Here is a 25,931-nt window from a genome sequence, read left to right as displayed (position 1 = left end):
ATGACCTCACTGCACAACGCGGCAGGCGCTGCGGCACCACAGGCCGATGGCAGCATCAACATGCTGAACCCTGATTTCCCGTTCAACTACGACCTCTACCTGGAGCACCCGGCGGGCCTGGGTAGCGTGCCCGAGTCGCTGTACGGTACCGAGGTGGCCGTGATCGGAGCCGGTCTTTCCGGCCTCGTCACCGCCTACGAGCTGATGAAGCTGGGTCTGAAGCCGGTGGTTTTTGAGGCCGACGAGATCGGCGGCCGTCTGCGCACCGCAAGCTTCACCTCGGCCCCGGAGATCACCTGCGACCTCGGTGGCATGCGCTTCCCGGTCTCCAGCAAGGCGCTGTACCACTACATCGACAAGCTGGGCCTGGAAACCTTCGACTTTCCGAACCCGCTGGCCGCGCCCACCGACTCCACCGTGATCGAGCTCAAGGGCGAAAAGGTCTACGTGGAAAAGGACGAGGACCTGCCGGCCTTCTACCATGAGGTGGCCGAGGCCTGGAAACAGGCCCTGCGCGACGACGCGAAGTTCGACGAAATGCAGCGTGCCATCATGGACCGCGACGTGCACGAGGTCAAGCGCATCTGGAACTCGCTGCTCGAGGAGTTCGACGAGGAAAGCTTCTACGGCTTCATCGCCAACTCCAAGGCCTTCAAGGAGGCCGGATTCGAACACCGCGAGGCCTTCGGCCAGGTGGGCTTCGGCTCCGGCGGCTGGGACACCGACTTCCCGAACTCCATCCTGGAGATCCTGCGCGTGGTCTACACCGATGCCGACGATAACCACCGCGGTATCACCGGTGGCGCGGCCAAACTGCCGCACGCCCTGTGGAACCACGCCCCGGCCGACCTCAAGCACTGGCCAGCCGGCACCACGCTGGCCTCGCTGCACGGTGGCGCACCGCGCGGTGCCGTGGCCAAGATCCGTCGTTCCGAGCAGCCCGGCTTCAACGGTTCGAACGCCATCGAGATCACCGAACGCTTCGGGCGCACCGCGACCTACCCGGCCGTGGTTTCCACGGTGCAGTCCTGGTTACTCTCCACCGGCATCGACACCGAGGAAGGGCTTTTCCCGGCAGAGCTGTGGACCGCGATCGAGCGCAGCCACTACATGCAGTCCTCGAAGACCTTCGTCATGGTGGACCGTCCGTTCTGGAAGGACCGCGACCCGGTCACCGGCGAGTACGTCATGTCGATGACCCTCACCGACCGCCTGAACCGCGCCACCTACCTGCTGGATAACGGGGACGATCAGCCCGCGGTGATCCTGTTGTCCTACACCTGGAACGACGATGCGCTGAAGTGGCTCTCGCTCTCCGCCGAACGCCGCATGGAACTGATGCTGCACTCGCTGGAGAAGATCTACCCGAACGTGGACATCCGCAGCCACATCGTGGGCCAGCCGGTCACCGTCTCTTGGGAGGCCGACCCGAACTTCATGGGCGCCTTCAAGGCCAACCTGCCGGGTCACTACCGCTACCAGGAGCGCCTGTACACCCACTTCGATCAGGCCAACCTTGCCGCCGAACACCGCGGCATCTTCCTCGCCGGCGACGACGTGTCGTGGACCGCGGGCTGGGCCGAAGGCGCGGTGACCACCGGATTGAATGCAGTGTGGGGCGTTGTGCAGCACCTTGGCGGTAACGACGCCGAGGCAAACCCGGGCCCCGGCCAGTTCCTGGCCGAACTCGGCCCGAAGAAATTGGACTAACGCGGCCATCACCGCGTAGCGAGCACTGCGAGTGCTAGAAGCCCCGGCGTGGGCGCCCGTGACCCGGGCGTCGACACCGGGGCTTTTCGTGTCCCGCTTGCCAGTTTGTGCCGGCACGGGCGACGATGAGGTGCAGAGCTGCGTTGATGGGGGAGAAGTGACCGAAACTGTGCTGGCCGTGGACTGCGGTCAAACCGGCATTAAGCTGCGGTTGCAGAGCCCCGGGGAGCCGGTGCGCGAGTCGCGGCACCCTGGGGTGCGCACGGATCGGCCGCTGTTACCGCAACTAGCCGCCGCGGTGCAGGACAGCGGGCTGAGCGCACCCACGCTGGCCTTCGGGGTCTCCGGTTTGACCAGCGCCGAAGATGACGCCGCCGAACTCCTCGCGGTGCTTGGAGACGCGGGCATCGAACGCGTGCTGCTCACCCACGATTCGGTGACCTCCTATCTCGGAGCCCTCGGCGATCGTCCCGGAGCCGTCGTCGCGGCCGGCACCGGCGTGGTCACCCTCGCCGTTGGACCGCAACGCACCGCCCGGGTCGACGGCTGGGGCTACATCATGGGAGATGAAGGCAGCGGTTATTGGATCGGCCAGCAGGCGCTGCGGGCCGTCATGCGGGCCTACGACGGACGTGGACCGGCAACCGGCCTCAGCGAACCGGTGCGGGAACGTTGGCCACGACTCGACGAGGCCTACATTGCCTTGCAGTCCGCACCGGACCGGGTGAGCCTCGTGGCCTCCCTGGCCCGCGAGGTAGCGCGCTGGGCGCCAACCGACACGGTGTCGCGCGATATTTGCGTGCGGGCCGCCACCGAGCTGGCACAATCGGCGGCCACCGCGCTGCGCTTGGTGACCGAAGAACAACCAAGCCAGCAGTCGCTTCCGGTGGCGGCGATCGGTGGGGTGTTCTCCAATGAGCTGATCGCCGAGGAATTCACCCTGGTTCTGGGCGAGCTACAGCCGCGGGCCGAGGTGGTATCCGCCGACGGCGACGGTCTTGCCGGGGCGCTGCGCCTTGCAGACTTGAGCGCCGAACACCCGCTGATGCATCTGGTCTCCGAGGCCCGGCATTAACTTATCGCCACCGAGCTGAGGGGTCGGTCGGAAGTTCGCGAGGTCACGGTGAAAGGGCAGATTCATTGCCCGCCCATCCTCGAGTAGTTTCAGATTCCGGCTACCAAGCTTGTGGCCTTGGGAGCGCGGCGTACCTCGTAGAGACTCAGAGAGTCTATGTCACCGGCTTGGCGACTTGTCTCGGGTTATCGTCGCTCAGCAGTTCTCGCTACCCACGCGAAAATTTTCGTCATGTGTTCCCCTCGGCGCGAACGATAGCCTTCACGGCACTTAGTAGGTTGTCGTTACTCCTCGCCGCGTTGAGATCCGCCTGACAACCGGTTTTCTGGCAAATTTCGTTCCTTGGAGGGGGTTGGGTGCGCTCTGTGCCATGCCGTGGACGATATAGTCACTCGTGATTGAGATTAGGTTACGTACTTAGTGCGAATTTATTGCGGCAGAACCTATGGTTAGACTTACCTGAGCAAGAGCCCGCGACCCGCCAAGGGGGAACCGCCAATGACGGTGACCGAAACCCGGCCACGTTTACGAGACGTTTCGGTTAAGCCCGCGTCGTCTTCTCCGAACGTGCTGTTCCGTACCCATGTCATCGCGCGTCGAGAACTGGCGCCGGGCTTTATTCGTCTCACCGTGCACAGCGCGGACCTCGGCGATATGGCGTGGCATGGGGTGGACCAGCGCATCAAACTTTTCCTCCCCAAGCGGCCAAACCGGCTCGAAGGGTACCTCGCTGGCCTCCCCGAACGCGGCTGGAAAGCACTCTGGCGATCGCAGGATCTCGAAGTTCGTCCCTATTTGCGCACCTTTACCATTGCCGATGGTCGGCCCGACGTCAGGGAGATCGATATCGACTTCTTCGTCGATCATGCGCACGGTCCGGCCAGCCGCTTCGCCCAGTCGGCGGCGGTGGGCGACGAGCTGGTCTTCTCCGGCCCTCTGGCCGCACTGGATCACAAGCGCAAAGGCGTGCAATTCGCCTACAACGGCCAAGCGCAGGTGCTGATCGCCGGAGACGAAACGGCCTTCCCCGCGATGCTCGGCATTCACCGCGAACTACCCGGGAGCGTTTCTGCGCTCTTTTTGGTTCAGGCCAATTCGGCAGAGCTCGCCCAATGGATGCGTGAGCGGCTCCCCGGTCGCCAAGTTCGCCTGCTCACCGATCCGCAACAGCTGTACGAGGCGGCGACACACTGGGCGCACACCGCTGCGGGAACTTCGGCCTACGCCTGGTTCGCCGCCGAACATCAGGTCATCGGCGACCTGAAACGGGTATTTTCCGCACGGCACCGTGCCGTGCGGCTTCAGGCTCAGGGCTACTGGAACCGGCGCGGCCGGGCTGCGCTGAGCTAATCGATCATCGTCTCGCAACCATCATGAAGGGTATTCCCATGACCGTAACGACCCTGCGCCGTCGCATACTGACCGCGGCCGCCGTGCTGGCCAGCAGTGTGCTGGCCCTGAGCGCCTGCTCGTCCGCCGCACAGCCAGTCGACCCCTCCGCCGAAGCCGCAGACATGCACGAGGTAACTCATGCGCGCGGAACCACGGAAGTTCCCGTCGACCCGCAACGCGTCGTCGTACTCGAACCGGTGCAACTCGATACTGCCGTGGCCCTCGGCAAGGAACCGGTGGGAACCACCGTGGTCAACGAGACCACCGGCGTGCCCGCCTACCTCGGGGAAGAAGCGGCGGATATCGCACAGGTCGGCACCGTCATGGAGCCCAGCCTAGAGAAGATCGCGGCGCTGAACCCCGATCTGATCATCGGCACCGAATCGCGGCACTCGGCACTGTACGAACAACTTTCCGATGTGGCACCGACCGTTTACATGAAGACTCAAGCCGACCCGTGGCAAGAGAACGTGGCCTTGGTGGCCGAGGCGTTGGGGGATTCCGAAGGTGCGGCCGACCTGCTGGGCGCCTACCAGCAACGCTGTGAGTCAATCGCCCAAAGCTACAATACGGCTGATACCACCGTGCAACTGATTCGACCGCGCGATACCAGGCTGACCCTCTACGGTCCGGTTTCCTTTGCGGGTAGCACCCTAGAATGCGCCGGATTGAGCATCCCGGAACATGACTGGGAAGATATTTCACTGGATATTTCACCGGAGAAGGTGCTCGATGCCAAGGCCGATCTGGTGCTCGTGACCAGCAACGATCCCACTGATCCGGCCACGATGCCCGATAGCATCAAGGCGAATGCCGAGAGCTTCGAGAACACCCACCTGGTGGACTTCTCCTACTGGATTGCCGGAGTGGGTCCCAAGGGTGGGATGACGGTGCTCGACGACCTCGAACGAATCCTCGCTCAGCCACCAAAGTAGTACCTTGACACAAACCCTGAGTACTCAAGTCATGGGCCGCCCGGCATTGCTGGGCGGCCGTCTGGCGCTTCTAACCACCTTGCTAGCGATGAGCCTGCTGGCTTCCTTGCTGATCGGAGCGAATCAGCTCAGCCCGGGCGCGTTATGGGATGCCGCCCGCGGCGCGGGGAGCTCCGAAGCCAACTACATCCTTTTTGGCCAACGCTTGCCGCGCACCGTCGCCGGGGTAGTGGTCGGGATCTGTTTGGGGGTGGCCGGCTGTCTCACACAGGCCTTCACCCGCAATCCGCTCGCCGATCCAGGCATCTTGGGAGTTAATGCGGGCGCCGGTGTGCTGGTGGCAGTAGGTGTGGCCTTCTTTTCACTGCATACCCCGGCGCATATCATGTGGTTGGCCTGCCTCGGAGCATTGCTCGTCACCCTGGCCGTTTACGGGATTGGGTCGCGGGCGTCGGTGAACGATTCGCCACTACGTCTGTTGCTGGCCGGTGTGGCGCTAGGGGCGGCCCTATCTGGAGTGACGACCGGGATTGTGTTGACGCATCCGGACGCCTTCGACCGACTGCGCGGCTGGAACGCCGGAACCCTACTCGAACGGGGCTACGAGGTCAGTTTGCCCGCGAGCGGCATGCTGCTGATCGGAGTGGTTTTGGCGCTGGCCAGTGCCCCCGGGCTGAACTCCATGATTCTGGGGTCCGACGTGGCCAAAAGTCAGGGCGTCTCGGTGCGTCGCAACCAGGTCCTTGTGCTCGCCGCGGTCACCTTGCTGGCCGGCGCGGCCACCGCAGTGGCCGGACCGATCGCCTTTATCGGGCTGATGGTGCCGCATGTGGCCCGCTGGGTCGTTGGACCGAACCAAGTACATATCGTGTTGGTGACCCTGCTGATCGCCCCGCTCTTCGTGCTGCTCTGTGACGTGCTCGGGCGGGTGCTCGTGCTCCCCGGGGAAATGCCGGTGGGCGTGATGGTCGCCTTTGTCGGCGGTCCAGTGCTGATTGCGCTGGTGCGGCGTAAGGAGGGCACCGGGTTATGACTCAAAGGAATGAGCTGCTGCCACGCGGAGATTTTTCCGCGCGCGCCTGGAACTTGCGCCTGGGACGGTACTACCTGCAACTTCATCGCCGCGCCACCCTATTGGGTTTGCTGGGCGGTTTCCTGTTGCTCGCGCTGGTCATCCTGGCCCTCGGCTTAGGGGATTTTGCGATTGCCCCGGGCCGGGTACTTGGTGTCCTGCTACATCCCGACGGAGGCATGGAAAGTACCATCGTGAACGAGTGGCGCGCCCCGCGTGTGCTCGCCGCGGTGCTCTTCGGCGCCGGGTTGGGCCTCTCCGGGCTGTGCTTTCAAACGCTGACGCGGAACCCGCTGGCCACCCCGGATGTCATTGGGCTGGCTAACGGTTCGATGACCGGCATGATTCTGGTGCTGACCGTTGTGGGCGGGAGTTGGCCGCAGCAGATGCTCGGGTCGCTCCTCGGAGCCTTGGCCGCCGCAGCCCTGATCTACCTGCTGGCCTTCAAGGACGGTTTGCAGGGATTTCGGTTTATCGTCGTTGGTATTGGACTTGCCGCGATGTTTGGGGCGTTGAACACGTGGTTACTCCTGCGCGTTGAACTGGAGGTTGCACTGTTCGCTGCGGCGTGGGGTGCCGGTACCTTGAATAGCATTTCTTGGCAGAATGCCCTGCCCTCAATGATCGTACTGTTCGTGGCCTGCCTGATGCTGTTGGGCTTTGCACGAGGACTACGGCAACTGGATCTGGGGCACGATGTCGCCCAGTCGTCCGGGGTCCGCATTAGGGTGGTCCCGGTGCTGGTCATTGCGTTGGCGGTAGTGGTCGTTGCCGCCGTTACGGTGGCTGCTGGGCCGATATCCTTCATCGCTTTGGTGGCGCCGCAGGTGGCTCGGCGGCTGGCCGGCACCGCACATCTACCCATGGGCAGCACCATGCTGTGCGGGGCGCTTTTGTTGCTCGCCTCCGACCTAATCGCACAACACCTCATTGCGTTGACGGTGCCGGTGGGTGTGGTCACCGTGGTGCTGGGCGGACTGTATTTGCTGTGGCTGCTGAGCAGCCAGAAAGAAGGGCAACTGTGAATGAGACTGTCACCCGGCTGCTGGCCGGCGAAGGACTTACTCTCGGGTACGGCCCCCGAATTATCAGCGAGGGGTTGGACGTGCAGATCACCCCGGGCTCTTTTACTGCGATTCTCGGGCCGAACGCCTGCGGAAAGTCCACACTGCTACGCGCCCTGAGCGGGCTGGGAAAGGCCGAGGCCGGGCAGGTGATCGTCAACGATCGGCGCCTAGAAAGCTACACGCCACGACAATTGGCCAAGCACCTAGGGATGCTCCCACAGTCGGCCAGTTCGCCAGACTCGTTGACGGTCTACGAATTGGTCTGTCGCGGACGCTATGCGTACCAAGGATTTCTGCGTCAATTCGGTTCGGACGATCGGCTGGCGGTCCACGAAGCGCTCGAGCAGACCGGGCTTGTTCAGCTGGCTCACCGGCCGCTCACTCAGCTCTCCGGAGGCCAACGTCAACGCGCGTGGATTGCCATGGTGCTCGCACAACAGACAGAGCTGTTGTTGCTTGACGAGCCCACCACCTACCTGGACCTCGCCCATCAGGTGGAACTGCTGAATCTGCTCGATGAGCTTGTGCATCGCGGGCGCACCGTGGTGGCCGTGTTGCACGATCTGAACCTCGCCTTCCGCTATGCCAGTCATCTAGTGCTGATGAAGGATGGGAAGATCCGGGCACAGGGGGCACCGGCCGATGTGGTGACCAGCGACCTGATCCACGAGATCTTCGACCTGCCCAATGTGGTGATCTCCGACCCGGTCACCGGATTGCCCTGCCTCATCCCCAGCGATAGCCGAGCAATGAAGCGCAGCTAGGCTTAGGGCTATGACGACCAGAAGCCCTAACGATTCGCTGCTAATAGATTTCACGGTGCAGAAGTTCGACGAACTCGTCGCCGTGGTGGCCTCGCTTACCGACGAGCAGGCCAACTATGTGCTGCCGGTGCCTGGCAGTAACTCGGCCATTCAGCTGCTGAGCCACTGTTGCGGGATGATGCGCCGCTGGAGTTCCACGGTCAATCGCGGGGTTACGGTGCCACGGGATCGCGCGGCGGAATTTACCGTGCAGATGCCCGTGGCCCAAGGTCTGGAGCTGGCGGCGGCCACGCGTACGGCCTTCCTCGAAGATCTTGCCCTCACGGATCTCACCGCACCGTCGGTGGCTCTGCCCGCCGAGCGCGCGGAGCCGTGGTTCGATACCTGCGGGGGCGTCATCCTGCACGTATTCGAGGAACTCTGCCAGCATCTAGGGCAGCTTGAGATCACCGTGGATCTGGCGCGGGCTAACTCCTAGGCCGGGTCTTCGGCGGCCTTGGCACCCCACTCGTCCATGAACTCTTCGTCGGTGAGCTCTTCGAGGTCCTTGCGAACCGATTCGATCAGTCGCTCGGCCTCTTCGATATTTGAGGTCTTCAGGGTCAGGATGACCGAGTTGTCGGCGCGCGAGTGGACGACGACGGCGGCACCAATGGGTTCGATTTCATTGGAGCCCAGCGCCGCCGAGGCGATCGCGGCAACCCAGCGTCCCGCGGCGCGCAGGGGAGTCTCGTGGCTCTGTTCCAGACGGGCCTCGTAGTGGTCAGCGGCATGAGATTCGGTGCTCATGATTCTCCCTCGGCTGGGCGGCAACATTTCCGTTGTCCCAAGCATAGGTCTGATCTGTTCGTTGAGCTACTTGGCGGCCTTTCTCGCTCGGTAGGCACGCACATGCTCGCGGTTTGCACAGTTACCGGTGTCGCAGTATCGCTTGGAATTGTTGCGTGAAAGATCGAGCAGGGCCGCATGGCAATCCTGCGAGGCGCAGATCCGCAGGCGGTCCAGACCATCGGCGCTGATCACCTCGGCCAGGGCCACCCCCGCGGTAACCGCCATCCGGTCGTAGAGCGGGGCTGATTCGGTCACCGCATGCAGAAAGTAGCTCTTGCCGTCGCGGGTCACCAGCTGTGGCAACGCGCGTCCGTTGCGCAGAATGTAGTTCACTCGGTGCACGGCCTCTTCGACCGGTGCGGTCCAGATGGCTTGAAGCTGGGAGCGCAGCAGACGAATGGAGCGAAGTTCGGCCTGGTTGCGGGCGCGCGGACCGGCGAAGCTCTGCGCGGAGAGGTACTGGTCGAGGTCCGCCACCGTGGAGAGGAGGTCGACCAGCGGGCTGCTGGTGTTTAGCAGGTCCACGATCGAACGCAGCGTGCGTTCGGTGTCGGGGGCAAAGCTCATTCTCGGTCCTGTCGTGCGCGGATGCCGTCCTAGCTATTCTAGGGTTCGTTGGCCAACCGGTACGACTCGGCGATGAGCTCGCCCAGCACCTGGGCATCGATCCGGTCCATGCGAACGAGGACAAGCAACGGCGAGCGTTGATGATGCGCCGTCCAGTAGTAGGTTTCCGGATCGAGCGCGGCGAGCGCTTCGCGTTCGTCGGACTTTACCGTCAGCACGCCATCTTCCCAGATGCGGGCAAATAGGGTGCGGGCAAACCACGCCGGTTGCCCCCAGCTGAGGCGTTCACTGACCCCGGGCAGACGCAGCGCCGCATCGCGGACGTCTTCTTCGCTGACCATAACGGCAGTGTCGCAGGGCTCTTGCCGAAGTTCAACGGTTCCGCTCCTGCGGGCTCGCCTGACATGCTGGAGCCATGACGTCGACACTCGGTGAACCGTCGCGGAGCGTGCGGTCCTGGAAACTGCTTCCCGCGGGGCTGATTGCCTTGTGCGCGGTGTTGCTCTTTGCGGTGGGTAACGATGTGGCCGGTTATGCGTCGTTGGCCGCCGGTGTCGTGGCCGCCGCATTGATCGATCGCGAACTGTTGCGGGATCTGTCGCTGATTGCCGGCGGGTTGCTGATCATTAGTATCGTCCCGCTGCATGCGGATCTGAGCCTGCAACATATGGCGCTGATGGGTACGGCGTTGACCTTGGCCGTATTGCTGCCCTGGCTCATCTCGCGCTTCGTCTACCGTGAGCGGATCATTCGGTTTCCGGTCAATACCGGGCGGCCGTGGCCGCTGGTCGCGAAACTCTACCTCGTGGGGATCATCGGGCTGGCCTACCTGATTCTGCCCTTTTACCTGATCAACACCGGGGTTTATCACAATTGGCCCGATGCCTCCGATCCGGTGATCTTTGTCCGTCTCTTTCTGGGCGTGAACGCGGTAGGTATCTGGGATGAGCTGTTCTTTATCTGCACGAGCTTCGCGTTGTTGCGTCGGCATTTTCCCGATTGGACGGCGAATACCCTGCAGGCGGTCATGTTCACTTCTTTCCTGTGGGAGATCGGTTATCAGACGTGGGGGCCGCTGATGACCTTTCCCTTTGCGCTTTTGCAGGGATACACCTTCAAGCTGACGAAGTCGCTGAGCTATGTGGTGTCGGTTCATCTCATTTTCGACTTCGTGCTGTTTCTGGCCTTGGTGCATGCGCATAACCGGCAGTGGCTACCGATCTTTCTGTACTGACCGGTCGGAGGCATTGCCTTTGCGTGCCGCGTCCTCGTAGCCTTAGCGATACGAACGTTATTCATATATTGCGGAAGGCGCAGATGAGCGAGAGCATTCTGTTCACCGGCGGCACGATCTGGCGCGGCAAGGGATTACCCGAGGCGAGCGACTTGCTCATTCGCGAAGGCGCCGTGGCGGCCTTTGACGCCGAGGCCCGGGCACAGGGTGCCTCGCGGGTAATCGACCTCGCCGGGCGCTTTCTCATGCCCAGTTTTGGCGAAGGGCACGCGCATCCGATCTTCGGCGGGCTCGAATGGGCCGGGCCGCAGATCACCGAGGTGGACTCGGTGGCCGGAATCGTTGAGGCGGTGCGCGAGTACGCCGCGCAGCATCCGGATCAAGCATGGATTCTCGGGGCCTCCTATAACGGTTCACTGGTCGAGGAGGGGCTATTTCAGGCCCGCTGGCTCGATGAGGCGGTGCCCGACCGCCCGGTGGTGCTCCGGGCGTGGGACTATCACACGCTCTGGTGCAACTCGAAGGCCTTGGAACTAGCCGGGATCACCGCCGAGACCCCGGAACCCGAACTCGGGCAGATCCCGCGCGATGCCGACGGTGCACCGCTGGGGGTTTTGCGTGAATGGGGTGCCGTTGACCTGATGCAAAGGGTGAACCCCGGCCATGACTTTGAGCAACGGGTTGCCGCGCTCGCCGCCGCCAGCGCCCATTTGGCCTCCTTGGGGATCGGCTGGGTGCAGGATGCCTGGGTGCAGCCCGAGGACGTCGAGGTGTATCTGGCCGCGGCCGAGCGCGGGCTGTTGAAGAACCGCTTTAACCTCGCGCTCCTGGCCGACCCGCGTGAATTTCCGGGCTCCCTGCCGCGGCTACTGGATTCGCGGCGCCGAGTGGAGCAGGCCGGGCATGAGCTGCTGACCGCGCACAGCGTGAAGTTCTTCGTCGACGGGGTGGTGGAGAACCAGACCGGGGCCCTGCTCGAGCCCTACTGCTCCACCCTGCACGATCACGGTCTCTACATCTGGCAGGCCGAGCCGTTGGCGCAGGCGGTCGGCGCGGTGGATGCCGCGGGGTTTCAGGCCCACCTGCATGCCATCGGCGATGGAGCGGTGCGGCGGGCGCTGGATGCCATCGAAGCGGCGGCGCGCGCCAACGGACCCAGCACGCACCGGCCGGTGATCGCCCATGTGCAGTTGGCCGACGGGGTGGATCTGCAACGTTTCGCCAAGCTCGGGGTGATTCCGGTGATGCAGCCGCTGTGGGCGCAACTCGACGATTTGATGACCGTGCTGACGGTGCCCCGCTTGGGAGCCGAACGCGCCGCACGGCAGTACCAGCTGCACACGCTACAGAGCAGCGGTGCGCCGTTGGCCTTTGGGTCGGACTGGCCCTGCTCCGAGGCGAACCCGCTGGCGGGGATCGCGGTGGCCGTGGGTCGCATGACCGCGCAGGGCTACCCGGAGGGCGGTTGGGTGCCGGAGCAACGACTGGATGCCGAAACTGCGCTCGCCGCCTACACCGCCGGCGTCGCCCACCAAGCCTTCGCCGACCGGCTGGCGGCACCGTGGGGTGTGCTGGAACCCGGGGCGAGCGCGGATCTGGTGGTGCTCGAGCGCGACCCGCGCCAGGTGCCCCTGAGCGAACTGGCAGACGTGCAGGTGGTGGCCACCTATCTGGCCGGTCTCCCCAGCTTTAGCCGCTGGGAGGCTTAACGGGGGCCGCCCCCGGACCGCGTGTTGCGGGTCGGTCCGGGGGCGGGATTCGTCGTCCGGTTATTTCTTGCCGAAGGAGCGCAAGCGCAGCGAGTTCAGCACCACGAGCACCGAGCTGGCCGCCATGGCCGCACCGGCGATCATCGGGTTCAGCAATCCCAGCGCCGCGATCGGAATGCCGGCGGTGTTGTAGGCGAAGGCCCAGAACAGGTTCATCTTGATGACCCGCAGGGTGGCGGTGGACAGGTCGATGGCCTGCACCACCTGCTCGAGCGAGTTACCCATCAGGGTGATATCCGCGGCCTCGATGGCCACATCGGTGCCCGAACCCATGGCGATGCCCAGGTCAGCCTGCGCCAGGGCGGGAGCGTCGTTCACACCGTCGCCAACCATGGCCACCACGCCGCCGGAGTCTTGCAGCTCGCGGATGGCGTCGACCTTCTGCGCGGGCAGTACCCCGGCGCGCACATCGGCCTCATCGATGCCGACCTTGGAGGCTACCTGCGTGGCCACCTGCTGGTTATCACCGGTCAGCAGCACCACGCGCAGACCGCGTTCACGCAGGGCGGCGATGGCCGGGGCCGAGCTGTCCTTGATGGTATCGGCCACCGAGATCACCCCGGCAAACTCCCCGTCGACGGCCACCAGAATTGCGGTGGCCCCAGCCGCTTCGGCCGATTCGAGCAGCTGAGTGCCCGCCCGATCCAACTCGGTGCCGTTATCGGCCAGCCAGCTGCGCCGGCCAACCACCACGCGCTGCCCCTTCACGGTGGCACGCACGCCGCCACCAGCGTCGGAATGAAAGTCACTGGCCTCGGGCAGCTGCCCGGCCTCGGCACCGGCGCTGGCGATCGCCCGGGCGATGGGGTGTTCGGAATGGTGTTCGACGGCGGCGGCGAGCGCGAGCACGGTGTCCTCGCTGAAACCGTTGACCGTGGTCAGTCCGCTAAAGCCCATATCACCGGTGGTGACGGTGCCGGTCTTATCCACCACGACGGTGTCCAGCCGGCGGGTATCTTCCAACACCTGCGGGCCGCGGATCAAAATGCCCAGCTGGGCGCCGCGTCCGGTACCGACCAGCAGGCCGATGGGCGTGGCCAACCCCAGGGCGCAGGGGCAGGCGATGACGAGCACGGCCACCGCCGCGGCGAAGGCCCGCAGCAGTTCGCCGCCGAAGATCAGCCAGGCCGCGAAGGTCAGTACCGCGACCGCCAGGACGATCGGCACGAAGACCGCGGAGATGCGGTCGGCCAGCCGGGCAATCGGGGCCTTGCCGGACTGCGCCTCGGACACCAGGCGACCCATTTGGGCCAGCGTGGTGTCCGACCCCACCCGTGTGGCACGCACGAGCAAGCGTCCGCTGGTGTTGATCGTCGCTCCGATGACCTCTGAGTCCGGTCCGACGCTCTGCGGCACCGATTCGCCGGTGATCAGCGAGCTGTCCACAGCGCTGGTGCCCTCGGTGACGACGCCGTCGGTGGCAATCTTGTCGCCGGGCCGCACGACGAAGATGTCATCCGGCACCAGCTGATCGGCGGGGATGCGTTCCTCGCGTCCCTCGCGCAGCACCACCGCTTCCTTGGCACCCAGGCTCAGCAGCGACTTCAGGGCATCCGAAGCGCGGTCCTTAGCCCGTGATTCGAGGTAGCGGCCGAGGAGCAGGAAGGTGGCCACCACCGCGGCGGTCTCGAAGTAGAGGGCGTGCCCGCTCATCGACATGCCGGTCATGGCCGTCATCTGCGGGTTCCGCAGCAATTCGAAGAGCGAGAACAGGTAGGCGGCCAGCACACCGATGGACACCAGCGTGTCCATGGTCGAGGCCAGGTGGCGTGCGTTGACGGCGGCGGCCTTGTGGAAGGGCCAAGCCCCGTAGAAGACCACCGGGGTCGCCAGTGCCAGTGCCACCCAGCCCCAGTTGGCGAATTGCGCCGCGGGCACCATGGAGATGATGAACAGGGGAACGGTGAAGATGGCCGAGACGATCAGCCTGCGGAGCAGGTGGTCGGGGACCAGATGCTCGTGGTCGCCATGGTGGCCGTGCTCATCGTGTCGCGAAGGTTGCTTCACATTGGCCGAGTAGCCGGCCGCCTGCACGGCGTCGATCAGTTTCTCATCGCTGATGTCCGCGGGGGCCTCGACGGCCGCCGAGTTCAGCGGTAGGTTGACCGCGGCGCTGACACCGGGAAGTTTGCCGAGTTTTCGTTCCACGCGGTTCACACAGGAGGCGCAGGTCATGCCTTGAATATCGAGGTTGACGGTGCGGGTTGAGCCGCCGTGGTCGTTCGTCCCGCCGTGGTCGCTGTGATTGGAGTGTGTGGACATGTCGATTCCTTGTCGGTTTCGCGCAAGGATGGATTAGGCGTTGATGTGCTCCACGCTGTAGCCGGCTTCGTCGATGGCCGCGCGAATGGCCGTCGGATCCAATGCCGAGGTGGAGGAGATGGTCACCACGGAGGTGCCGCCGGTATTCAGCGTCACCTGCACGTCGTTAACACCTTCGAGTTCGGAGAGTTCTTCGCTGACCGAGGAGACGCAGTGGCCACAGGTCATGCCGCTGACGCCCACTTCGGTGGTGGTGCTGGTCGGCGCGGAGCCGATCTGCAGACCCTGCGCGTTGTTCTTGTTCTCGTCGGTGCCGCAGCCGCAGCCGCATCCGCTGGAGGAGGTCATGATTCTCGATCCTTTGCTTGTTGGGTTCTAGCGCACAAGCCGGGCGATGGCCGCGCTGGCCTCGCTGACCTTGTCCGCCACGATGCTGTTATCGCCGGTGCGCAGGGACTCTTCGGCGGCCCCCACGACACAATGTCCGATATGTTCCTCAACCAGTTGCACGCTGACCTTATGCAGGGCCGCGTTAATGGCGGAGATCTGGGTGAGAATGTCGATGCAGTATTTGTCCTCGTCGATCATCTTCGCCACACCGCGGACCTGACCCTCGATGCGCCGCATACGACGCTCGAGGGCTGCCTTGTCCTTGGTGTACCCGTGTTCTGGGCCGTGATCTCCGGGATCCTGGTGAGTATCCATGGGCTCAATAATACCCCTAGGGGGTATGTTGTCAAGTACCCCCTGGGGGTATCTAGCTTCACATCGTTCATAGCCGATGCACGGTAGGGTAGTGCTGTGATCCGCAAAGAACTACGCGTGCGCCCAATATCCGGCGCCGAGCACACCGCCTTTCTTGCCGACCAATCCAACGTCAGCTTCCTGCAGCGGCCCGAATGGGCTCAGGTCAAGGGCGGCTGGAAGCCGGAGTCGTTGGGCTGGTTCGAGGCCGATACGCTCGTCGGCACCGCCCTGGTGCTGCATCGGGCCGCTCCGGTGATCCGCAAAACCCTGGCCTATGTGCCCGACGGACCGGTGATCGACTTTGCCGCCCACACGCCAGCCGAGGTGCTCAACCCGCTGGCCAGTTATCTGCGCAACCGCGGAGCCTTCCAGCTGCGCGTAGGCCCGGGGCTCATGCGCAAAACGTGGGCCGCCGGGGTCGTGCGCAAATCGCTGGGCAAGGAAGGCCTGCGTAGCCTCGAGGATCTGGAACCCGCGCAGCGTAGCGAACAGGGCGAGCAGCTGGTGCAGACGCTACGCGACCTGGGCTACGCCAAGCAGGAGACCGGCATGGACTTTGCGGTCGGTCAGCCCGAGTACGTCGCCCGGGTGTCGCTGCGCGATGCCGCCGGGGAACAGCTGGAGGCCGATGCGGTGATGGCCAGCTACTCGTCGACGACCCGAAATGAAACCCGTAAGGCCCTGAAGGGCCCGCTACAGGTCGAGGTCGGCGAGGTAGCGGATATGGCCCGTTTCCATGCGCTCTACGATCACACCGCGGACCGCAACGAATTCACCGGCCGGCCGCTGAGCTACTTCGAGAATATGCACCGCGTACTCAACGGTGCCGTGCCCGGCTCCTGCACCCTGTACCTGGCCAGCCACGAGGGAGAAGACCTCGCCGCCGCCATTATGGTGCGTTCCTCGGACCGTGCCTGGTACCTCTACGGCGCTTCCTCCTCGGCGCAGCGCAAGCTCTTCGCCCCGAAGGCCTTGATGCAGCGCATGATCGCCGACGCCTCCGCCGCCGGATGCCAGCATCTGGATCAGGGCGGGGTAAGCCCTACCCTGGACGCGCATCACCACCTAGCCGGGTTGACCAAGTTCAAGACCAATACCGGTTGCGACATCGTGCAGACCACGGGCGAATGGGATCTGGCGCTGAACAAGCCCATCGCCTGGGCCTTCGACAAGTACATGGCCTGGCGGAAGAAGTAGGACCAAACGATGAGCATTGACGCAGCCCAGCCTTTCGTGCCGGTCATCCTCGGCGGCGACATCGGCACCTACACCTTGGCCCGTGAATTCCACGAGGCCTACGGCGTGAAGTCCGTCGTGGTGCCCGCGGCCGGCAACGGCGTGATCGAACATTCGGTGGCCGTGGAGCTACACCCCATCGGCTCGATGGCCGACGAAACCCGTGTGGTGGCCCGGTTGCTCGACTTGGCCAGCGACCTGGTGGCCGACGGTCCGCGCCCGCTGATGCTCTTCGGTTCGCTGGACTATCACGTCATGCTCATCGCCCGGCACCGTAGCGAGCTGGCCGCGCGCTTTGTGATTCCCTACCCAACGCTCGAGGTGATTGAACGGGCCGCGGTGAAGGAAAACTTCTATCGCTTGGCCCAGTCGCTGGGCGTGGCCCACCCACGCACCGTCGTACACCGCCCGGGTGACGATCTCGGCGAGCTGACCCGTGAACTGAGTTTCCCGCTGATCGGCAAGCCATCGAGCTCGGCCGAATGGATCGCCGCCAAATTTGCCGGTAAGCAAAAGATCCACACCATCGAGAACGAGCAACAATTGCGTGAGTTGCTGGCCTTGATCGATGGCAGCGGCTACAGCGCCGGTTACATCCTGCAGGAGTACATTCCCGGCGGCGACGACGCCATGCGGCTGTGCACCTTCTTCTCCACCACCGAGCAGAAGGTTGTCTTCGCCGGCTATGGCGAGGTAGTCATCGAGGAACATGCTCCGCTGGTGCTGGGCAACTCGGCAGCCATCGTGACCGGGCAGCATGAACAGGTCGCCGCGGACGGGGCGCGCATGCTCAACGAGCTGGGATATAGCGGCATTGCCATGATCGACGCCAAGTACGATGCCCGCGATGGGCAGGTGAAGTTCTTCGAGATTAACCCGCGGCTGGGGCGCAACCACTTCTACCTCACCGCTGCCGGGGTCAACCCGGCACGTTTCTACGTGGCTCAGTACCTCGGCCCCGACTTCGAAAAGACCGCACTGGATACCGCGGCGACCGTGCGCGACGCCAACGGGTTGCTGCAGCTTCGCGAGGAACGACTGTTTACGGTGCTCCCCAAGCACCTGCTCCGCCGATTCCTCGGCACCGCCACCGGGCGCAAAGCCAAGGCGCTGCTAGCCGCCAAACGCGTCTCGAACCCGCTGAAGTATGCCCCGGAAACTCACTGGCGGCGACGGCTGTACCTGAAGATTAACGCGATCAATCACTACCGCAAATACAAGAAGTTCCCGCCGCGCGAACTCTAGGAACGTTCGCGCGGACGCAGGTCCTCACGGGTGATCTCTTCGGCGCGCACCGCGTTCTGCGCTTCGATGGCTTCGAGCAGTGTGCCGTGTTCGACGCGTTCCTCCACGGCATCGCGTGCGAGCCGCGAGCGTAGCATCGAACCCCACACCTCAGAGAGATCCGCGTAGAGGTTCAGTAGGGCCTGATTCTTGCTGGCCGCCAGTACGGCACGATGGAATTGCGCGTCGACTTCGAGGTAATCCTCAATATCTCCGCGGTCCCAAGCTAGCTCGCGCTCGGCGAGTAGCTGGCGCATGCGCGTCAGGTCCGCCTCATCGCGGCGTTGCGCCGCAAGACGCGCGCCGCTGGCGGCCAATTCGGTGAGCAGCTCGGTGACCTGCTCGCTGGGTGTTTCGGCCATGCGGCGAGTAAACACTCCGGCTAATTCACTGGTGGCCACCACGTAGGTTCCCGAGCCCTGGCGGATATCGAGCAGGCCGTTGGTGGCCAAGGAGCGCACCGCTTCCCGCACGGTATTGCGGGCAACTCCGAGTTGTTCAACCAGTTGCGGTTCCGTGGGAATCTTCTCGCCCACCTTCCAGTCACCGCCGATAATCCGTTGGCGAAGCTCGTGGAGCACTTGCTCCACGAGGTTTTGCCGCGTCAGGGTGGGCAAGGTCTCCGAGGATCCTTTACGCTGAATCATCCTATGATTATATGATTGCTTGCATGAGTTCGAAACCTTCGCTGCCGAAATGGCTGGGCGTGGTGCTTTTCATTGGCATTGTTTTAGCCGCACTGAATCTTCGCCCCGCTGTTGTCTCCCTCGGCCCGCTGCTTAACCTGGTCATCGACGACCTGCAGATGAGCGGCTTCGTGGCTGGACTGCTCACCAGTGCGCCGGCCGTATGTTTTGCGTTGTTTGGTGCCTTGGCACCGCGTCTAGCGAAGCGGCGTGGACCCGAACTGGTGGTTCTTGCCGCGATGCTGGCTATCACCCTCGGTGTTCTGTTGCGTTCGCTGGCCCCGACGACCGCGCTTTTCCTACTGCTCAGTGCCTTAGCGCTGAGCGGTATCGCGGTGGCCAATGTGCTCATGCCGGTTCTAGTGAAACGGTGGTTTCCGCACCGTATCGGGTTGGTGACCGGAGCCTATTCGGTGGCTCTGGCCATTGGATCCTCGTTGATCGCTGGAGTGGCGGTACCACTAAATAACGCCCTGGGTGGGCACTGGCGTCTGGGCCTTGGCGCCTGGGCGGTACCCGCAGCGGTGGCCGTCGTCGTTTGGGTGGTGCTGAACCTGGGATTGCGTCCGCATATCCAAGCTCAGCGAGATGCCGAGCTGGTCACGGCGGCGGATGTACAGGGCGAAATCGTCATCTGGCGTAGCCCCACAGCCTGGTGGTTGGCGATCTTCTTCGGTCTGCAGGCCTCGATGGCCTATATCAATATGGGGTGGATGGCGAAGATCTTCACCGACTTTGGATTGGGCGCCGATCGGGCCGGTTGGCTACTGGCCATCATTATGGGTGTCTCGGTACCGCTGTCCTTCTTCATCCCCACGACCGCGGCTCGTTTTGCGCACCAGGGGGCGATCGTTCTCCTGCTGGGCATTAGCGGCCTGGTGGGTATCGCTGGTCTCCTGCTCGCGCCGGTCTCCGGCGCATTGCTCTGGGCGTTGCTGCTGGGGTTCTCGGGCTGTACGTTCTCGCTGACCCTGACCATGATCGGGCTCAAGGCACGCACCACCGCCGGTGTGGTGAAATTGTCGGCCTTCACGCAGTCCGTCGGTTATCTCATTTCGATCCCGGGACCGCTGGTGGTGGGAGCTCTCCATGAGGCAACTGGCTCGTGGAACGGACCCATATTGTTCATGGGAGGCATTCTGCTCTTGTTGTGCGTCGCCGGTTATATGGCTGGACGACCACGCTATGTCGAGGGTGATCTCCATGGCGAGCTTGAAGAGGTCACCGCGCGTTAAGCACCCTTTGCTCCGCATCGAAAAGATGAACCGGTACCAGTTCGTGGCATACAGTTAAAGCCGGTAGACGAAGGGAAAGCACCATGGGGTTCACCTCTATTTTCAAACGTATCTTCAAGATCGGGGAGGCGAACGCGAATGCTGCCCTCGACGCGGTTGAAGATCCACAGAAAATGATGGACCAGACCATCCGCGACTACACCAAGAACATTTCCGAGGCCGAAGCCGCCATTGCTACGAGTATCGGTAACCTGCGCATGCAGGAAGAAGATCAGAGCAAGGCGCGGCGCGAAGCTGAACAGTGGGGCGTAAAGGCGCTGGCCGCCTCGAACAAGGCCGAAGAGTATGCGGCCGCGGGGGATAGCCTGAACGCCGATAAGTTCAACCAGCTGGCTACCGTAGCGATTAAGAAGCAGAGGGCCAGCGAGAAAACCGCAGCCAATCTTGAGGCACCTATCGCGACTGCCCGACAGGCCGTGGAACAGCTCAAGAGCGGGCTGAACGGCATGAAGGAAAAGCACCGCCAATTGGTTTCGAAGCGCGATGAGTTGGTGGCGCGTGCGCGCAACGCCAAAACACAGGGGCAGATGCTCGACGCACTCAAGGCCATGGATGTTTCCGACCCGACCTCCGAAATGGGGCGATTCGAAGCTGCGGTACGTGCCGATGAAGCGAAGGCGCGTGGTGCTGCCGAACTGGCGGCCTCTTCACTGGACTCGCAGTTCGCTGAATTGGATAACCTGGGGCAGGACTCTGAAATTGAAGCACGGCTGGCGGCCATGAAGAACGAGAGCAACGTTCTGGAGGAAGCCGATGAGCCCGGACAGCTTGAAGCCTCGGCACCTGAAATGTCGGAGATCGAAGCACGTCTTGCGGCGCTGAAGAAGAATCAGGGATAACTTAGTAATTTCCTCATGGGCTGGTGACGCGCTCGGGATCCCGGTTTATGCTCGAAAGTGGCTAACCAATAAGCCACTTTCGATCAAGGAGCGGATTTCCTCATGCAACAGATCGTCCCCAACTTTTGGTTCCATAAGAATGCCGAGGAGGCCGGCGATTTTTACGCCTCCGTTCTTCCAAAGACAACTGCCGAAGTCACTGGCCGATACCCCACTGAGGGGCTACAGGATTTCCAACGTGACTTTGCTGGCGAGCCGGTGACCGTCGATGTGACGATCGACGGGTTCATTGTCCGGCTACTCAATGCTGGCGGAGAGTTCACGCCGAACCCTTCGTTGTCGATCTTTTTGAACTTTGACCCGCTGTTCTTCGAGGCGAATCCGGAGGAGGCCCGCGAAGCTCTAGATGCGACCTGGGCCGGGCTGGCCGAAGGCGGCTCGGTGCTCATGCCCCTCGATGAATATCCCTTCAGCCGCAGATATGGCTGGGTGCAGGATCGATACGGCGTGAGCTGGCAGCTGACCCTATCCGATGTCGAAGGGGAACCACGCCCCTTCGTGATTCCGGCTCTGATGTTCGCTGGTTCCGCGCAGAATAAGGCCGAGGAGATGACCGACTTCTATCGGAGCGTTCTGCCGGACTCGGCTGAGGGCAGTAAATTCCGCTACGGTACCCCAACCGGTCCAGCGAGCGCAGACGCCTTGATGTATAGCGAAATGAAACTCTGCGGGCAGTGGTTCGCCGCCATGGATTCGGGTGTTGAACAGCCTTGGAGCTTTACTCCGGGTGTTTCGCTGCAGCTGAGCTGCCACGGCCAAGAAGAAATCGACCGCATCTGGGAGGCCTTCTCCGCTAATCCGGATAACGAGGTCTGCGGCTGGCTCACCGACAAGGCGGGATTGAGCTGGCAAATCGTTCCCGACAATATGGACGAGCTGCTGGCACGTCCTAACGGTTTCCAGAATCTGATGGGAATGAAGAAACTTGTCATCGACGAGTTCTAGCCCGGGGAACCGGCGCGGCGTAGAGTGACTTGCACCGGGACGGGCCACGACCCGGTACGGAACGGATAACGCCAATAATCTGGGAGGTTTCCATGGGTGATTTTCACGCTTACACCATGGAGGAACGGGCTACGTACTTGGCACCGGCTTGCGAACGTTGCGGCCAGCACCGGCATGTGGTCTGGGAGAGAGTTGAGTCCGGCGAAGATAAATGGTTGCCGCGCGACGCCGGATGTTCGAACGAAGCCTGCACCGCCTGAATCACGATGTCACCACAATGGGAGGGACCCAAGCGGGTCCCTCCCATTGTGCTACTAGATCATCCGTGCGTTACTGTCCGCCGGCCTCGATGGCTTCGGGGCTCATCCAGGCAATCTCCCAAACGTGACCGTCCGGGTCTTTTACGGCGCCCTGGTACATGCCCGGGAACGGCTCTGCAGCGGCGCGGTAGATGGTTCCGCCGCCCTTTTCGGCGTTGGCGAGGAACTCGTCAACCCCCTCGCGAGTGTCAGAGGACAGCGCATTCAGCGCCTCGCGCGAGGTGCCGCCGACCACCGGCTCGTCGCCGTCGACGAGGAAGGTGGCAAAGAACTCGCTACGCAACACCATGATGGTAATGGCATCGCTGATGACCCAGGACGAAGCGTTTTCGTCTGAGAAAACATCATTCTTGGTGAACCCTAGGGCAGCGTAAAATCGGTCGGCCGCGGATAGATCGTTGGTGGGTAGGTTAACAAAGATCATTCGACTCATGTTGAGACCTCATAATGCGATGAAGAAGGATGCGCTGGTTGCGCAGGCACTAGTCTGCCCGGAACCACCGACGTGGTCAATGGACTTTAAATCTTTAGTGTGGAGTGGACGATCAGCCGTCGTCGGGCGGATCGAGACGAGGGCCTATAACCATCCTGACTGGTTGGTCGAGATCTTCTTGGGCGTATCGCGCGGCGATCCGGGCGCGTGCGGCCACCGCAGCACGCGGCGCGACTTGATTGCGCCGCGCTGACCATGTGGGCCATGCATGCGTGGGCGGCACACAATCTTCGGTTCGTGCCACGCCAGTCAACGGCGGCGCTGGTGCCGAATAACTTCGGCCCGATGGAGTCGTGATCTGGATATCTCCGGCCTGGGTGTCGGTGACGATTTCGATCCAGCCGGGTGCGTCTTTAGCGCGATTACAACAACCGCAGCGGGCCGCGCCGTTTTCTATGGCAGTCCGTCCACCGTGCCGCCACGGAACCACGTGGTCGGCTTGCTCGGCGTTACCTCCGCAGAAAGGCGTGCGGCAGCGCCGGTCCCGGAGCCAGAGGATCTCCTTTAGCGCCTTGGGGAACAGCCGGCTTCGACGATCCATGGCAATGAGTTGTTGATCCCCCGGGGCCGTGTAGATTCGCTGCAGGGCAGTGAACAGTTCCATGCGACGTGCTTGATCCGTGGGGGTTGTCTCGTCGCTCGCTGCCGAAATTAGCTCTCGTACCCGGGCCGCCGGGAGATAACCGTATCCGGGCAGGTGGGCCGGTTCGCGATCTCCTTGAAGCAGCGAACGGTCGGTCATGACCAGTTTCAGTTCCAAATTAATCGGGGCACGACCCACCGGCTGTGGCTCGTCTGCTGCATCATCGGTGGCCAGCGTGTGGGTGATGAAAAGGTCCGCTCCGAGCTGTGCTTCGCTGCGCGGGTCGCCGGATTTCCGGGCCGCCTTGATCCGGCCGGTAAAGCTAGTGAGGAGCGCCATGCCGCTTTCGAGGGGTAGCTTGCCGCTGACCCGTACACAGTCGGCATCCGGACGTAACCGGAGGAACCGTTCCTTGGCGGCGGCTGCTAGCCGATCGGCGGATTCGGCGGTGTTATGCCGTTGGGTATAGCTACGTACGATATCGGTGATTTCGCGCGGGCTGCGCCCAAAAAAGAGCCGTGGGTTCTCCTGATAGACCGTATTGAAGTCACGGCGATGCGCCTGTGATGTGCGATGCAGTGCGGAGGCGGCGGCCAGTGCCTGGTCTTCGCTTAGTTCGCCATTGAGGAAATGCGCGAAAACGGAGGGCGCCTCGGTGCGTAAGAGTCGCACACATCGCAGATAATGTTGGGCTCCGCGTTGTGGGGCGCGGCGGGCCAGGGCGATGCTGGCGGCGGCACCGCGGCGTGAGGCCATGGACATGGACCCCGGCTTCGAGGTGCCCTCCGGAGCTTCTTGCTGTTTGAGGTTGCGATCCTCGTAGGCGCAGGCCAACTCGGCCTGCAAGGCGCAGACGGAGGCCTTGAGGTTTTCTAGTTCCTCGACAGTGGTGATCAGTTCGCGGTCGTTCCCGGCGTAAATGCTCAAAAACACGGCGCTACTTAGCGACTGCAGGGCCTGCTCCGCATCGCGTAGCACCCCGGAAGTAACTTCGAACCCTTGAGGATTCTTTCCTTCGTCCTCGAACATATATCTAGGTTATGTTCGGGGTCCGACAGTTTGGCTCGCCACGGATCTCCGGGCGCTCATGCATGCCCCAAGATGACAACGGCCCGCCGACGATCAGTCAAGATCGTCGGCGGGCCCTTGCCGACTAGGGAAAAGAAGGTGGAGCTAGACCAGAGCCTTGGTGATTTCCAGCGGAATACGATCGCGGGTGTAGGTGATGTGGTCGTAGCCGTGGGGCTCGGGCTTGCCGTCGCTACCGATATTGACGAACACGATCTTGTCGATGGTCAGGATCGACTGCTGGGTGAAGATATTGCGCACCTCGGCGCGGAGCGTGATGGACGTGCGCCCGAAATCGGTTGCGGTCAGTCCCATCTCGATCAGGTCGCCCTCCTTCGCGGAAGCGACGAAGTTGATCTCCGACATGTACTTGGTGACCACGTGCTTATTGCCCAGCTGGATGATCGAGTAGATAGCCGCTTCTTCATCGATCCAGCGCAGCAGGCTACCACCGAAGAGCGAGCCGTTCGCGTTGAGATCTTCCGGGCGGACCCATTTACGTGTGTGAAAAGTGATTCCCTTAGCCATGCTCTCATCGTAGATTGAGCGCGCGGCGGGGCGCTGTTAGCTCGATGACACTGTCGTCGGAAACACATGCGTCCCGGCCAGAGTACAGTTTTGCTAGTGTCGGACGCAGGATCAGCGCAGTAAGGGAAAGCAGGTGGCCGATGATTCCTACAGACTTTGAGGATGTTGCCCAGCAGGTCGCCACCGGGCGGTTGGCTCGGCAAAGTATTCAAGGCCTGCTCCAGGAAGCCCACGACAGGTATCGGGAGAACCGCGAGGGTCTGCAGGCGCACTACATTCCGGCCCTAGGCCACGCCGATCCGGAACACTTTGCGCTCTCCATGGCGCACGTGGGTGGGTCGGTCTTCGAGGTCGGAGACTGCGGTCATGAGTTTTCGCTTCAGTCCATCTCCAAAATGTTCGTCTTTGCGCTGGCCGTGCAGCACCTGGGCCGCGACGAGGTGCGCGAACGCATCGGAGTGAATAACACCGGGCTGCCCTTTAACTCGGTCATGGCCATTGAGCTGAACGAGGGGCGGCCGATGAACGCCATGGTCAACGCCGGGGCGATCGCCACCACCGAACTGGTGCCGGGGGAGGGACCGGAGGATAAGTGGGTGGCCATTCACCGCGGGCTTTCCGACTTCGCCGGCCGCGAGCTGCAGCTCGACGCCGAGGTGTACGCCTCGGAATCGGCGGCCAATGAACGCAATAAGGCGTTGGGACGACTGCTCAAAAGCTACGGACGTATCCTCGGAGACCCGGAGGCCGCCGTCGACGTCTACACTCGCCAGTGCTCGCTGCGGATCACCACCCGCGACCTGGCGGTGATGGGGGCGACGCTGGCCGACGGCGGGGTCAACCCGGTCACCGGGGTGCGGGTCCTGGATGCCGATACCTGCCGTGACACGCTGGCCGCGGTGGCCGCCAGCGGACTGTATGAACGCTCCGGGGATTGGATGTTCGAGATAGGGATTCCGGCCAAGTCCGGGGTCTCCGGCGGCATCGTGGCCGTCGCCCCGGGCAAGGGTGCGTTGGGGGCCTTCTCGCCGCGCCTGGATTCGGCCGGAAACTCGGTGCGCGGACAGCTGGCCGTCGGTCATCTGTCGCGCACCTTGGGGCTGAATCTCTTCGCCTCGGCCCCCGAACGCTGGTCGATGCCGGCCGCGCGGGACTAGGCCCGCGCGGCG

At 63.0% G+C, this 25,931-nt stretch carries 27 protein-coding genes; 17 read left to right on the top strand and 10 right to left on the bottom strand.

The genetic code is table 11. From position 1 onward, the window contains the following. From ACJD00_RS14745 to ACJD00_RS14710, 8 genes are all read left to right on the top strand, one after another. Positions 1 to 1,710: a flavin monoamine oxidase family protein gene (locus ACJD00_RS14745; RefSeq protein ID WP_418907650.1), complete on the top strand. Its 1,710-nt coding sequence runs from the start codon at positions 1 to 3 to the stop codon at positions 1,708 to 1,710. A 157-nt stretch (positions 1,711 to 1,867) separates the two neighbouring features. Then, a complete protein-coding gene (locus ACJD00_RS14740) occupies positions 1,868 to 2,785 on the top strand; it encodes an N-acetylglucosamine kinase (RefSeq protein WP_418907649.1) in 918 nt (305 codons plus the stop codon). 567 nt (positions 2,786 to 3,352) lie between these two features. After that, positions 3,353 to 4,135, top strand: a complete 783-nt coding sequence (locus tag ACJD00_RS14735; protein ID WP_418907648.1) for a siderophore-interacting protein — start codon at positions 3,353 to 3,355, stop codon at positions 4,133 to 4,135. 38 nt (positions 4,136 to 4,173) lie between these two features. Beyond that, a complete protein-coding gene (locus tag ACJD00_RS14730; protein ID WP_418907647.1) occupies positions 4,174 to 5,112 on the top strand; it encodes an ABC transporter substrate-binding protein in 939 nt (312 codons plus the stop codon). 4 nt (positions 5,113 to 5,116) lie between these two features. Then, entirely contained in the window at positions 5,117 to 6,145 is a 1,029-nt protein-coding gene (locus tag ACJD00_RS14725; RefSeq protein WP_418907646.1) for a FecCD family ABC transporter permease, read from the top strand. Continuing rightward, positions 6,142 to 7,209: a FecCD family ABC transporter permease gene (locus tag ACJD00_RS14720; protein ID WP_418907645.1), complete on the top strand. Its 1,068-nt coding sequence runs from the start codon at positions 6,142 to 6,144 to the stop codon at positions 7,207 to 7,209. Before ACJD00_RS14725 ends, ACJD00_RS14720 begins: the two co-directional genes overlap by 4 nt. Beyond that, positions 7,206 to 8,015 (top strand): ABC transporter ATP-binding protein, encoded by an 810-nt coding sequence (locus tag ACJD00_RS14715; protein WP_418907644.1) that lies wholly within the window; start codon positions 7,206 to 7,208, stop codon positions 8,013 to 8,015. Before ACJD00_RS14720 ends, ACJD00_RS14715 begins: the two co-directional genes overlap by 4 nt. Positions 8,016 to 8,025: 10 nt before the next feature. Continuing rightward, positions 8,026 to 8,493 (top strand): DinB family protein, encoded by a 468-nt coding sequence (locus ACJD00_RS14710; protein ID WP_418907643.1) that lies wholly within the window; start codon positions 8,026 to 8,028, stop codon positions 8,491 to 8,493. On the opposite strand, the gene ACJD00_RS14705 is transcribed toward ACJD00_RS14710, so the two are convergent. The 3 genes from ACJD00_RS14705 to ACJD00_RS14695 all read right to left on the bottom strand — a co-directional run bounded on the left by ACJD00_RS14705 (position 8,490) and on the right by ACJD00_RS14695 (position 9,754). Beyond that, positions 8,490 to 8,804, bottom strand: coding sequence for a hypothetical protein (locus ACJD00_RS14705; RefSeq protein WP_309409695.1), 315 nt, complete (start codon positions 8,802 to 8,804; stop codon positions 8,490 to 8,492). The genes ACJD00_RS14710 and ACJD00_RS14705 overlap by 4 nt on opposite strands. A 66-nt stretch (positions 8,805 to 8,870) precedes the next feature. Further along, the gene (locus ACJD00_RS14700; protein ID WP_418907642.1) at positions 8,871 to 9,413 is read right to left on the bottom strand and encodes a CGNR zinc finger domain-containing protein; all 543 of its coding nucleotides are present in this window, start codon (positions 9,411 to 9,413) and stop codon (positions 8,871 to 8,873) included. A 38-nt stretch (positions 9,414 to 9,451) separates the two neighbouring features. Beyond that, on the bottom strand, positions 9,452 to 9,754 hold the full coding sequence (locus tag ACJD00_RS14695) for an MmcQ/YjbR family DNA-binding protein (protein ID WP_418907641.1): 303 nt from the start codon (positions 9,752 to 9,754) through the stop codon (positions 9,452 to 9,454). Positions 9,755 to 9,828: 74 nt separating this feature from the next. Here ACJD00_RS14695 and ACJD00_RS14690 point away from each other — a divergent pair, with 74 nt between their 5' ends. Beyond that, positions 9,829 to 10,647, top strand: a complete 819-nt coding sequence (locus ACJD00_RS14690; RefSeq protein ID WP_418907640.1) for a type II CAAX prenyl endopeptidase Rce1 family protein — start codon at positions 9,829 to 9,831, stop codon at positions 10,645 to 10,647. Between the two features lie 83 nt (positions 10,648 to 10,730). Beyond that, positions 10,731 to 12,356: an amidohydrolase gene (locus ACJD00_RS14685; protein WP_418907639.1), complete on the top strand. Its 1,626-nt coding sequence runs from the start codon at positions 10,731 to 10,733 to the stop codon at positions 12,354 to 12,356. 60 nt (positions 12,357 to 12,416) lie between these two features. Here ACJD00_RS14685 and ACJD00_RS14680 read toward each other — a convergent pair whose 3' ends face one another. From ACJD00_RS14680 to ACJD00_RS14670, 3 genes are read right to left on the bottom strand one after another with little or no spacing between them, the layout of a single operon-like run. Beyond that, positions 12,417 to 14,678, bottom strand: a complete 2,262-nt coding sequence (locus ACJD00_RS14680) for a heavy metal translocating P-type ATPase (protein ID WP_418907638.1) — start codon at positions 14,676 to 14,678, stop codon at positions 12,417 to 12,419. 33 nt (positions 14,679 to 14,711) lie between these two features. Further along, a complete protein-coding gene (locus tag ACJD00_RS14675; protein WP_309409686.1) occupies positions 14,712 to 15,026 on the bottom strand; it encodes a heavy-metal-associated domain-containing protein in 315 nt (104 codons plus the stop codon). Between the two features lie 27 nt (positions 15,027 to 15,053). Further along, positions 15,054 to 15,383 carry a metal-sensitive transcriptional regulator gene (locus tag ACJD00_RS14670; RefSeq protein ID WP_309409684.1) on the bottom strand — a complete coding sequence of 110 codons (330 nt, stop codon included), beginning with the start codon at positions 15,381 to 15,383 and terminating at the stop codon, positions 15,054 to 15,056. A gap of 96 nt (positions 15,384 to 15,479) precedes the next feature. On the opposite strand from ACJD00_RS14670, the gene ACJD00_RS14665 reads away from it, so the two are divergent. After that, positions 15,480 to 16,622 (top strand): lipid II:glycine glycyltransferase FemX, encoded by a 1,143-nt coding sequence (locus ACJD00_RS14665; RefSeq protein WP_418907637.1) that lies wholly within the window; start codon positions 15,480 to 15,482, stop codon positions 16,620 to 16,622. Positions 16,623 to 16,631: 9 nt separating this feature from the next. Then, on the top strand, positions 16,632 to 17,906 hold the full coding sequence (locus ACJD00_RS14660; RefSeq protein WP_418907636.1) for a carbamoyl-phosphate synthase: 1,275 nt from the start codon (positions 16,632 to 16,634) through the stop codon (positions 17,904 to 17,906). On the opposite strand, the gene ACJD00_RS14655 is transcribed toward ACJD00_RS14660, so the two are convergent. Beyond that, positions 17,903 to 18,592, bottom strand: coding sequence for a FadR/GntR family transcriptional regulator (locus ACJD00_RS14655; RefSeq protein WP_418907635.1), 690 nt, complete (start codon positions 18,590 to 18,592; stop codon positions 17,903 to 17,905). The genes ACJD00_RS14660 and ACJD00_RS14655 overlap by 4 nt on opposite strands. 23 nt (positions 18,593 to 18,615) lie before the next feature. Here ACJD00_RS14655 and ACJD00_RS14650 point away from each other — a divergent pair, with 23 nt between their 5' ends. From ACJD00_RS14650 to ACJD00_RS14635, 4 genes are all read left to right on the top strand, one after another. Continuing rightward, positions 18,616 to 19,866 carry an MFS transporter gene (locus ACJD00_RS14650; protein ID WP_418907634.1) on the top strand — a complete coding sequence of 417 codons (1,251 nt, stop codon included), beginning with the start codon at positions 18,616 to 18,618 and terminating at the stop codon, positions 19,864 to 19,866. Positions 19,867 to 19,949: 83 nt separating this feature from the next. Then, entirely contained in the window at positions 19,950 to 20,765 is an 816-nt protein-coding gene (locus ACJD00_RS14645) for a PspA/IM30 family protein (RefSeq protein WP_418907633.1), read from the top strand. Between the two features lie 102 nt (positions 20,766 to 20,867). Then, positions 20,868 to 21,770 (top strand): VOC family protein, encoded by a 903-nt coding sequence (locus tag ACJD00_RS14640; RefSeq protein WP_418907632.1) that lies wholly within the window; start codon positions 20,868 to 20,870, stop codon positions 21,768 to 21,770. Positions 21,771 to 21,862: 92 nt separating this feature from the next. Then, positions 21,863 to 22,030, top strand: a complete 168-nt coding sequence (locus ACJD00_RS14635) for a hypothetical protein (protein ID WP_418907631.1) — start codon at positions 21,863 to 21,865, stop codon at positions 22,028 to 22,030. Positions 22,031 to 22,100: 70 nt separating this feature from the next. Here ACJD00_RS14635 and ACJD00_RS14630 read toward each other — a convergent pair whose 3' ends face one another. The 3 genes from ACJD00_RS14630 to ACJD00_RS14620 form a co-directional block, all read right to left on the bottom strand. Beyond that, a complete protein-coding gene (locus ACJD00_RS14630) occupies positions 22,101 to 22,514 on the bottom strand; it encodes a VOC family protein (protein ID WP_418907630.1) in 414 nt (137 codons plus the stop codon). 121 nt (positions 22,515 to 22,635) lie between these two features. Next, complete coding sequence (locus ACJD00_RS14625) at positions 22,636 to 24,195, bottom strand: HNH endonuclease (protein ID WP_418907629.1); 1,560 nt, start codon at positions 24,193 to 24,195, stop codon at positions 22,636 to 22,638. Positions 24,196 to 24,339: 144 nt separating this feature from the next. After that, positions 24,340 to 24,762, bottom strand: coding sequence for an acyl-CoA thioesterase (locus tag ACJD00_RS14620; RefSeq protein ID WP_418907628.1), 423 nt, complete (start codon positions 24,760 to 24,762; stop codon positions 24,340 to 24,342). A 140-nt stretch (positions 24,763 to 24,902) separates the two neighbouring features. On the opposite strand from ACJD00_RS14620, the gene glsA reads away from it, so the two are divergent. After that, positions 24,903 to 25,919, top strand: a complete 1,017-nt coding sequence (gene glsA, locus ACJD00_RS14615; RefSeq protein WP_418907627.1) for a glutaminase A — start codon at positions 24,903 to 24,905, stop codon at positions 25,917 to 25,919. Positions 25,920 to 25,931: the final 12 nt, after the last annotated feature.

It is taken from the genome of Glutamicibacter endophyticus, assembly GCF_048457885.1.
In the GTDB taxonomy this organism is placed as follows: Bacteria; Actinomycetota; Actinomycetes; order Actinomycetales; family Micrococcaceae; genus Glutamicibacter; species Glutamicibacter endophyticus.
Note: the sequence above shows the minus strand (reverse complement) of the source record. Positions and strands in the feature narration are given on the sequence as shown.

Excerpts from the sequence above, each read along its gene's own strand:
- ACJD00_RS14745 (WP_418907650.1), top strand. The coding sequence starts at position 1 with ATGACCTCACTGCACAACGCGGCAGGCGCTGCGGCACCACAGGCCGAT.
- ACJD00_RS14730 (WP_418907647.1), top strand. The coding sequence starts at position 4,174 with ATGACCGTAACGACCCTGCGCCGTCGCATACTGACCGCGGCCGCCGTG.
- ACJD00_RS14720 (WP_418907645.1), top strand. The coding sequence starts at position 6,142 with ATGACTCAAAGGAATGAGCTGCTGCCACGCGGAGATTTTTCCGCGCGC.
- ACJD00_RS14710 (WP_418907643.1), top strand. The coding sequence starts at position 8,026 with ATGACGACCAGAAGCCCTAACGATTCGCTGCTAATAGATTTCACGGTG.
- ACJD00_RS14705 (WP_309409695.1), bottom strand. The coding sequence starts at position 8,804 with ATGAGCACCGAATCTCATGCCGCTGACCACTACGAGGCCCGTCTGGAA.
- ACJD00_RS14700 (WP_418907642.1), bottom strand. The coding sequence starts at position 9,413 with ATGAGCTTTGCCCCCGACACCGAACGCACGCTGCGTTCGATCGTGGAC.
- ACJD00_RS14695 (WP_418907641.1), bottom strand. The coding sequence starts at position 9,754 with ATGGTCAGCGAAGAAGACGTCCGCGATGCGGCGCTGCGTCTGCCCGGG.
- ACJD00_RS14690 (WP_418907640.1), top strand. The coding sequence starts at position 9,829 with ATGACGTCGACACTCGGTGAACCGTCGCGGAGCGTGCGGTCCTGGAAA.
- ACJD00_RS14685 (WP_418907639.1), top strand. The coding sequence starts at position 10,731 with ATGAGCGAGAGCATTCTGTTCACCGGCGGCACGATCTGGCGCGGCAAG.
- ACJD00_RS14680 (WP_418907638.1), bottom strand. The coding sequence starts at position 14,678 with ATGTCCACACACTCCAATCACAGCGACCACGGCGGGACGAACGACCAC.
- ACJD00_RS14675 (WP_309409686.1), bottom strand. The coding sequence starts at position 15,026 with ATGACCTCCTCCAGCGGATGCGGCTGCGGCTGCGGCACCGACGAGAAC.
- ACJD00_RS14670 (WP_309409684.1), bottom strand. The coding sequence starts at position 15,383 with ATGGATACTCACCAGGATCCCGGAGATCACGGCCCAGAACACGGGTAC.
- ACJD00_RS14660 (WP_418907636.1), top strand. The coding sequence starts at position 16,632 with ATGAGCATTGACGCAGCCCAGCCTTTCGTGCCGGTCATCCTCGGCGGC.
- ACJD00_RS14655 (WP_418907635.1), bottom strand. The coding sequence starts at position 18,592 with ATGATTCAGCGTAAAGGATCCTCGGAGACCTTGCCCACCCTGACGCGG.
- ACJD00_RS14650 (WP_418907634.1), top strand. The coding sequence starts at position 18,616 with ATGAGTTCGAAACCTTCGCTGCCGAAATGGCTGGGCGTGGTGCTTTTC.
- ACJD00_RS14645 (WP_418907633.1), top strand. The coding sequence starts at position 19,950 with ATGGGGTTCACCTCTATTTTCAAACGTATCTTCAAGATCGGGGAGGCG.
- ACJD00_RS14640 (WP_418907632.1), top strand. The coding sequence starts at position 20,868 with ATGCAACAGATCGTCCCCAACTTTTGGTTCCATAAGAATGCCGAGGAG.
- ACJD00_RS14635 (WP_418907631.1), top strand. The coding sequence starts at position 21,863 with ATGGGTGATTTTCACGCTTACACCATGGAGGAACGGGCTACGTACTTG.
- ACJD00_RS14630 (WP_418907630.1), bottom strand. The coding sequence starts at position 22,514 with ATGATCTTTGTTAACCTACCCACCAACGATCTATCCGCGGCCGACCGA.
- ACJD00_RS14625 (WP_418907629.1), bottom strand. The coding sequence starts at position 24,195 with ATGTTCGAGGACGAAGGAAAGAATCCTCAAGGGTTCGAAGTTACTTCC.
- ACJD00_RS14620 (WP_418907628.1), bottom strand. The coding sequence starts at position 24,762 with ATGGCTAAGGGAATCACTTTTCACACACGTAAATGGGTCCGCCCGGAA.
- glsA (WP_418907627.1), top strand. The coding sequence starts at position 24,903 with ATGATTCCTACAGACTTTGAGGATGTTGCCCAGCAGGTCGCCACCGGG.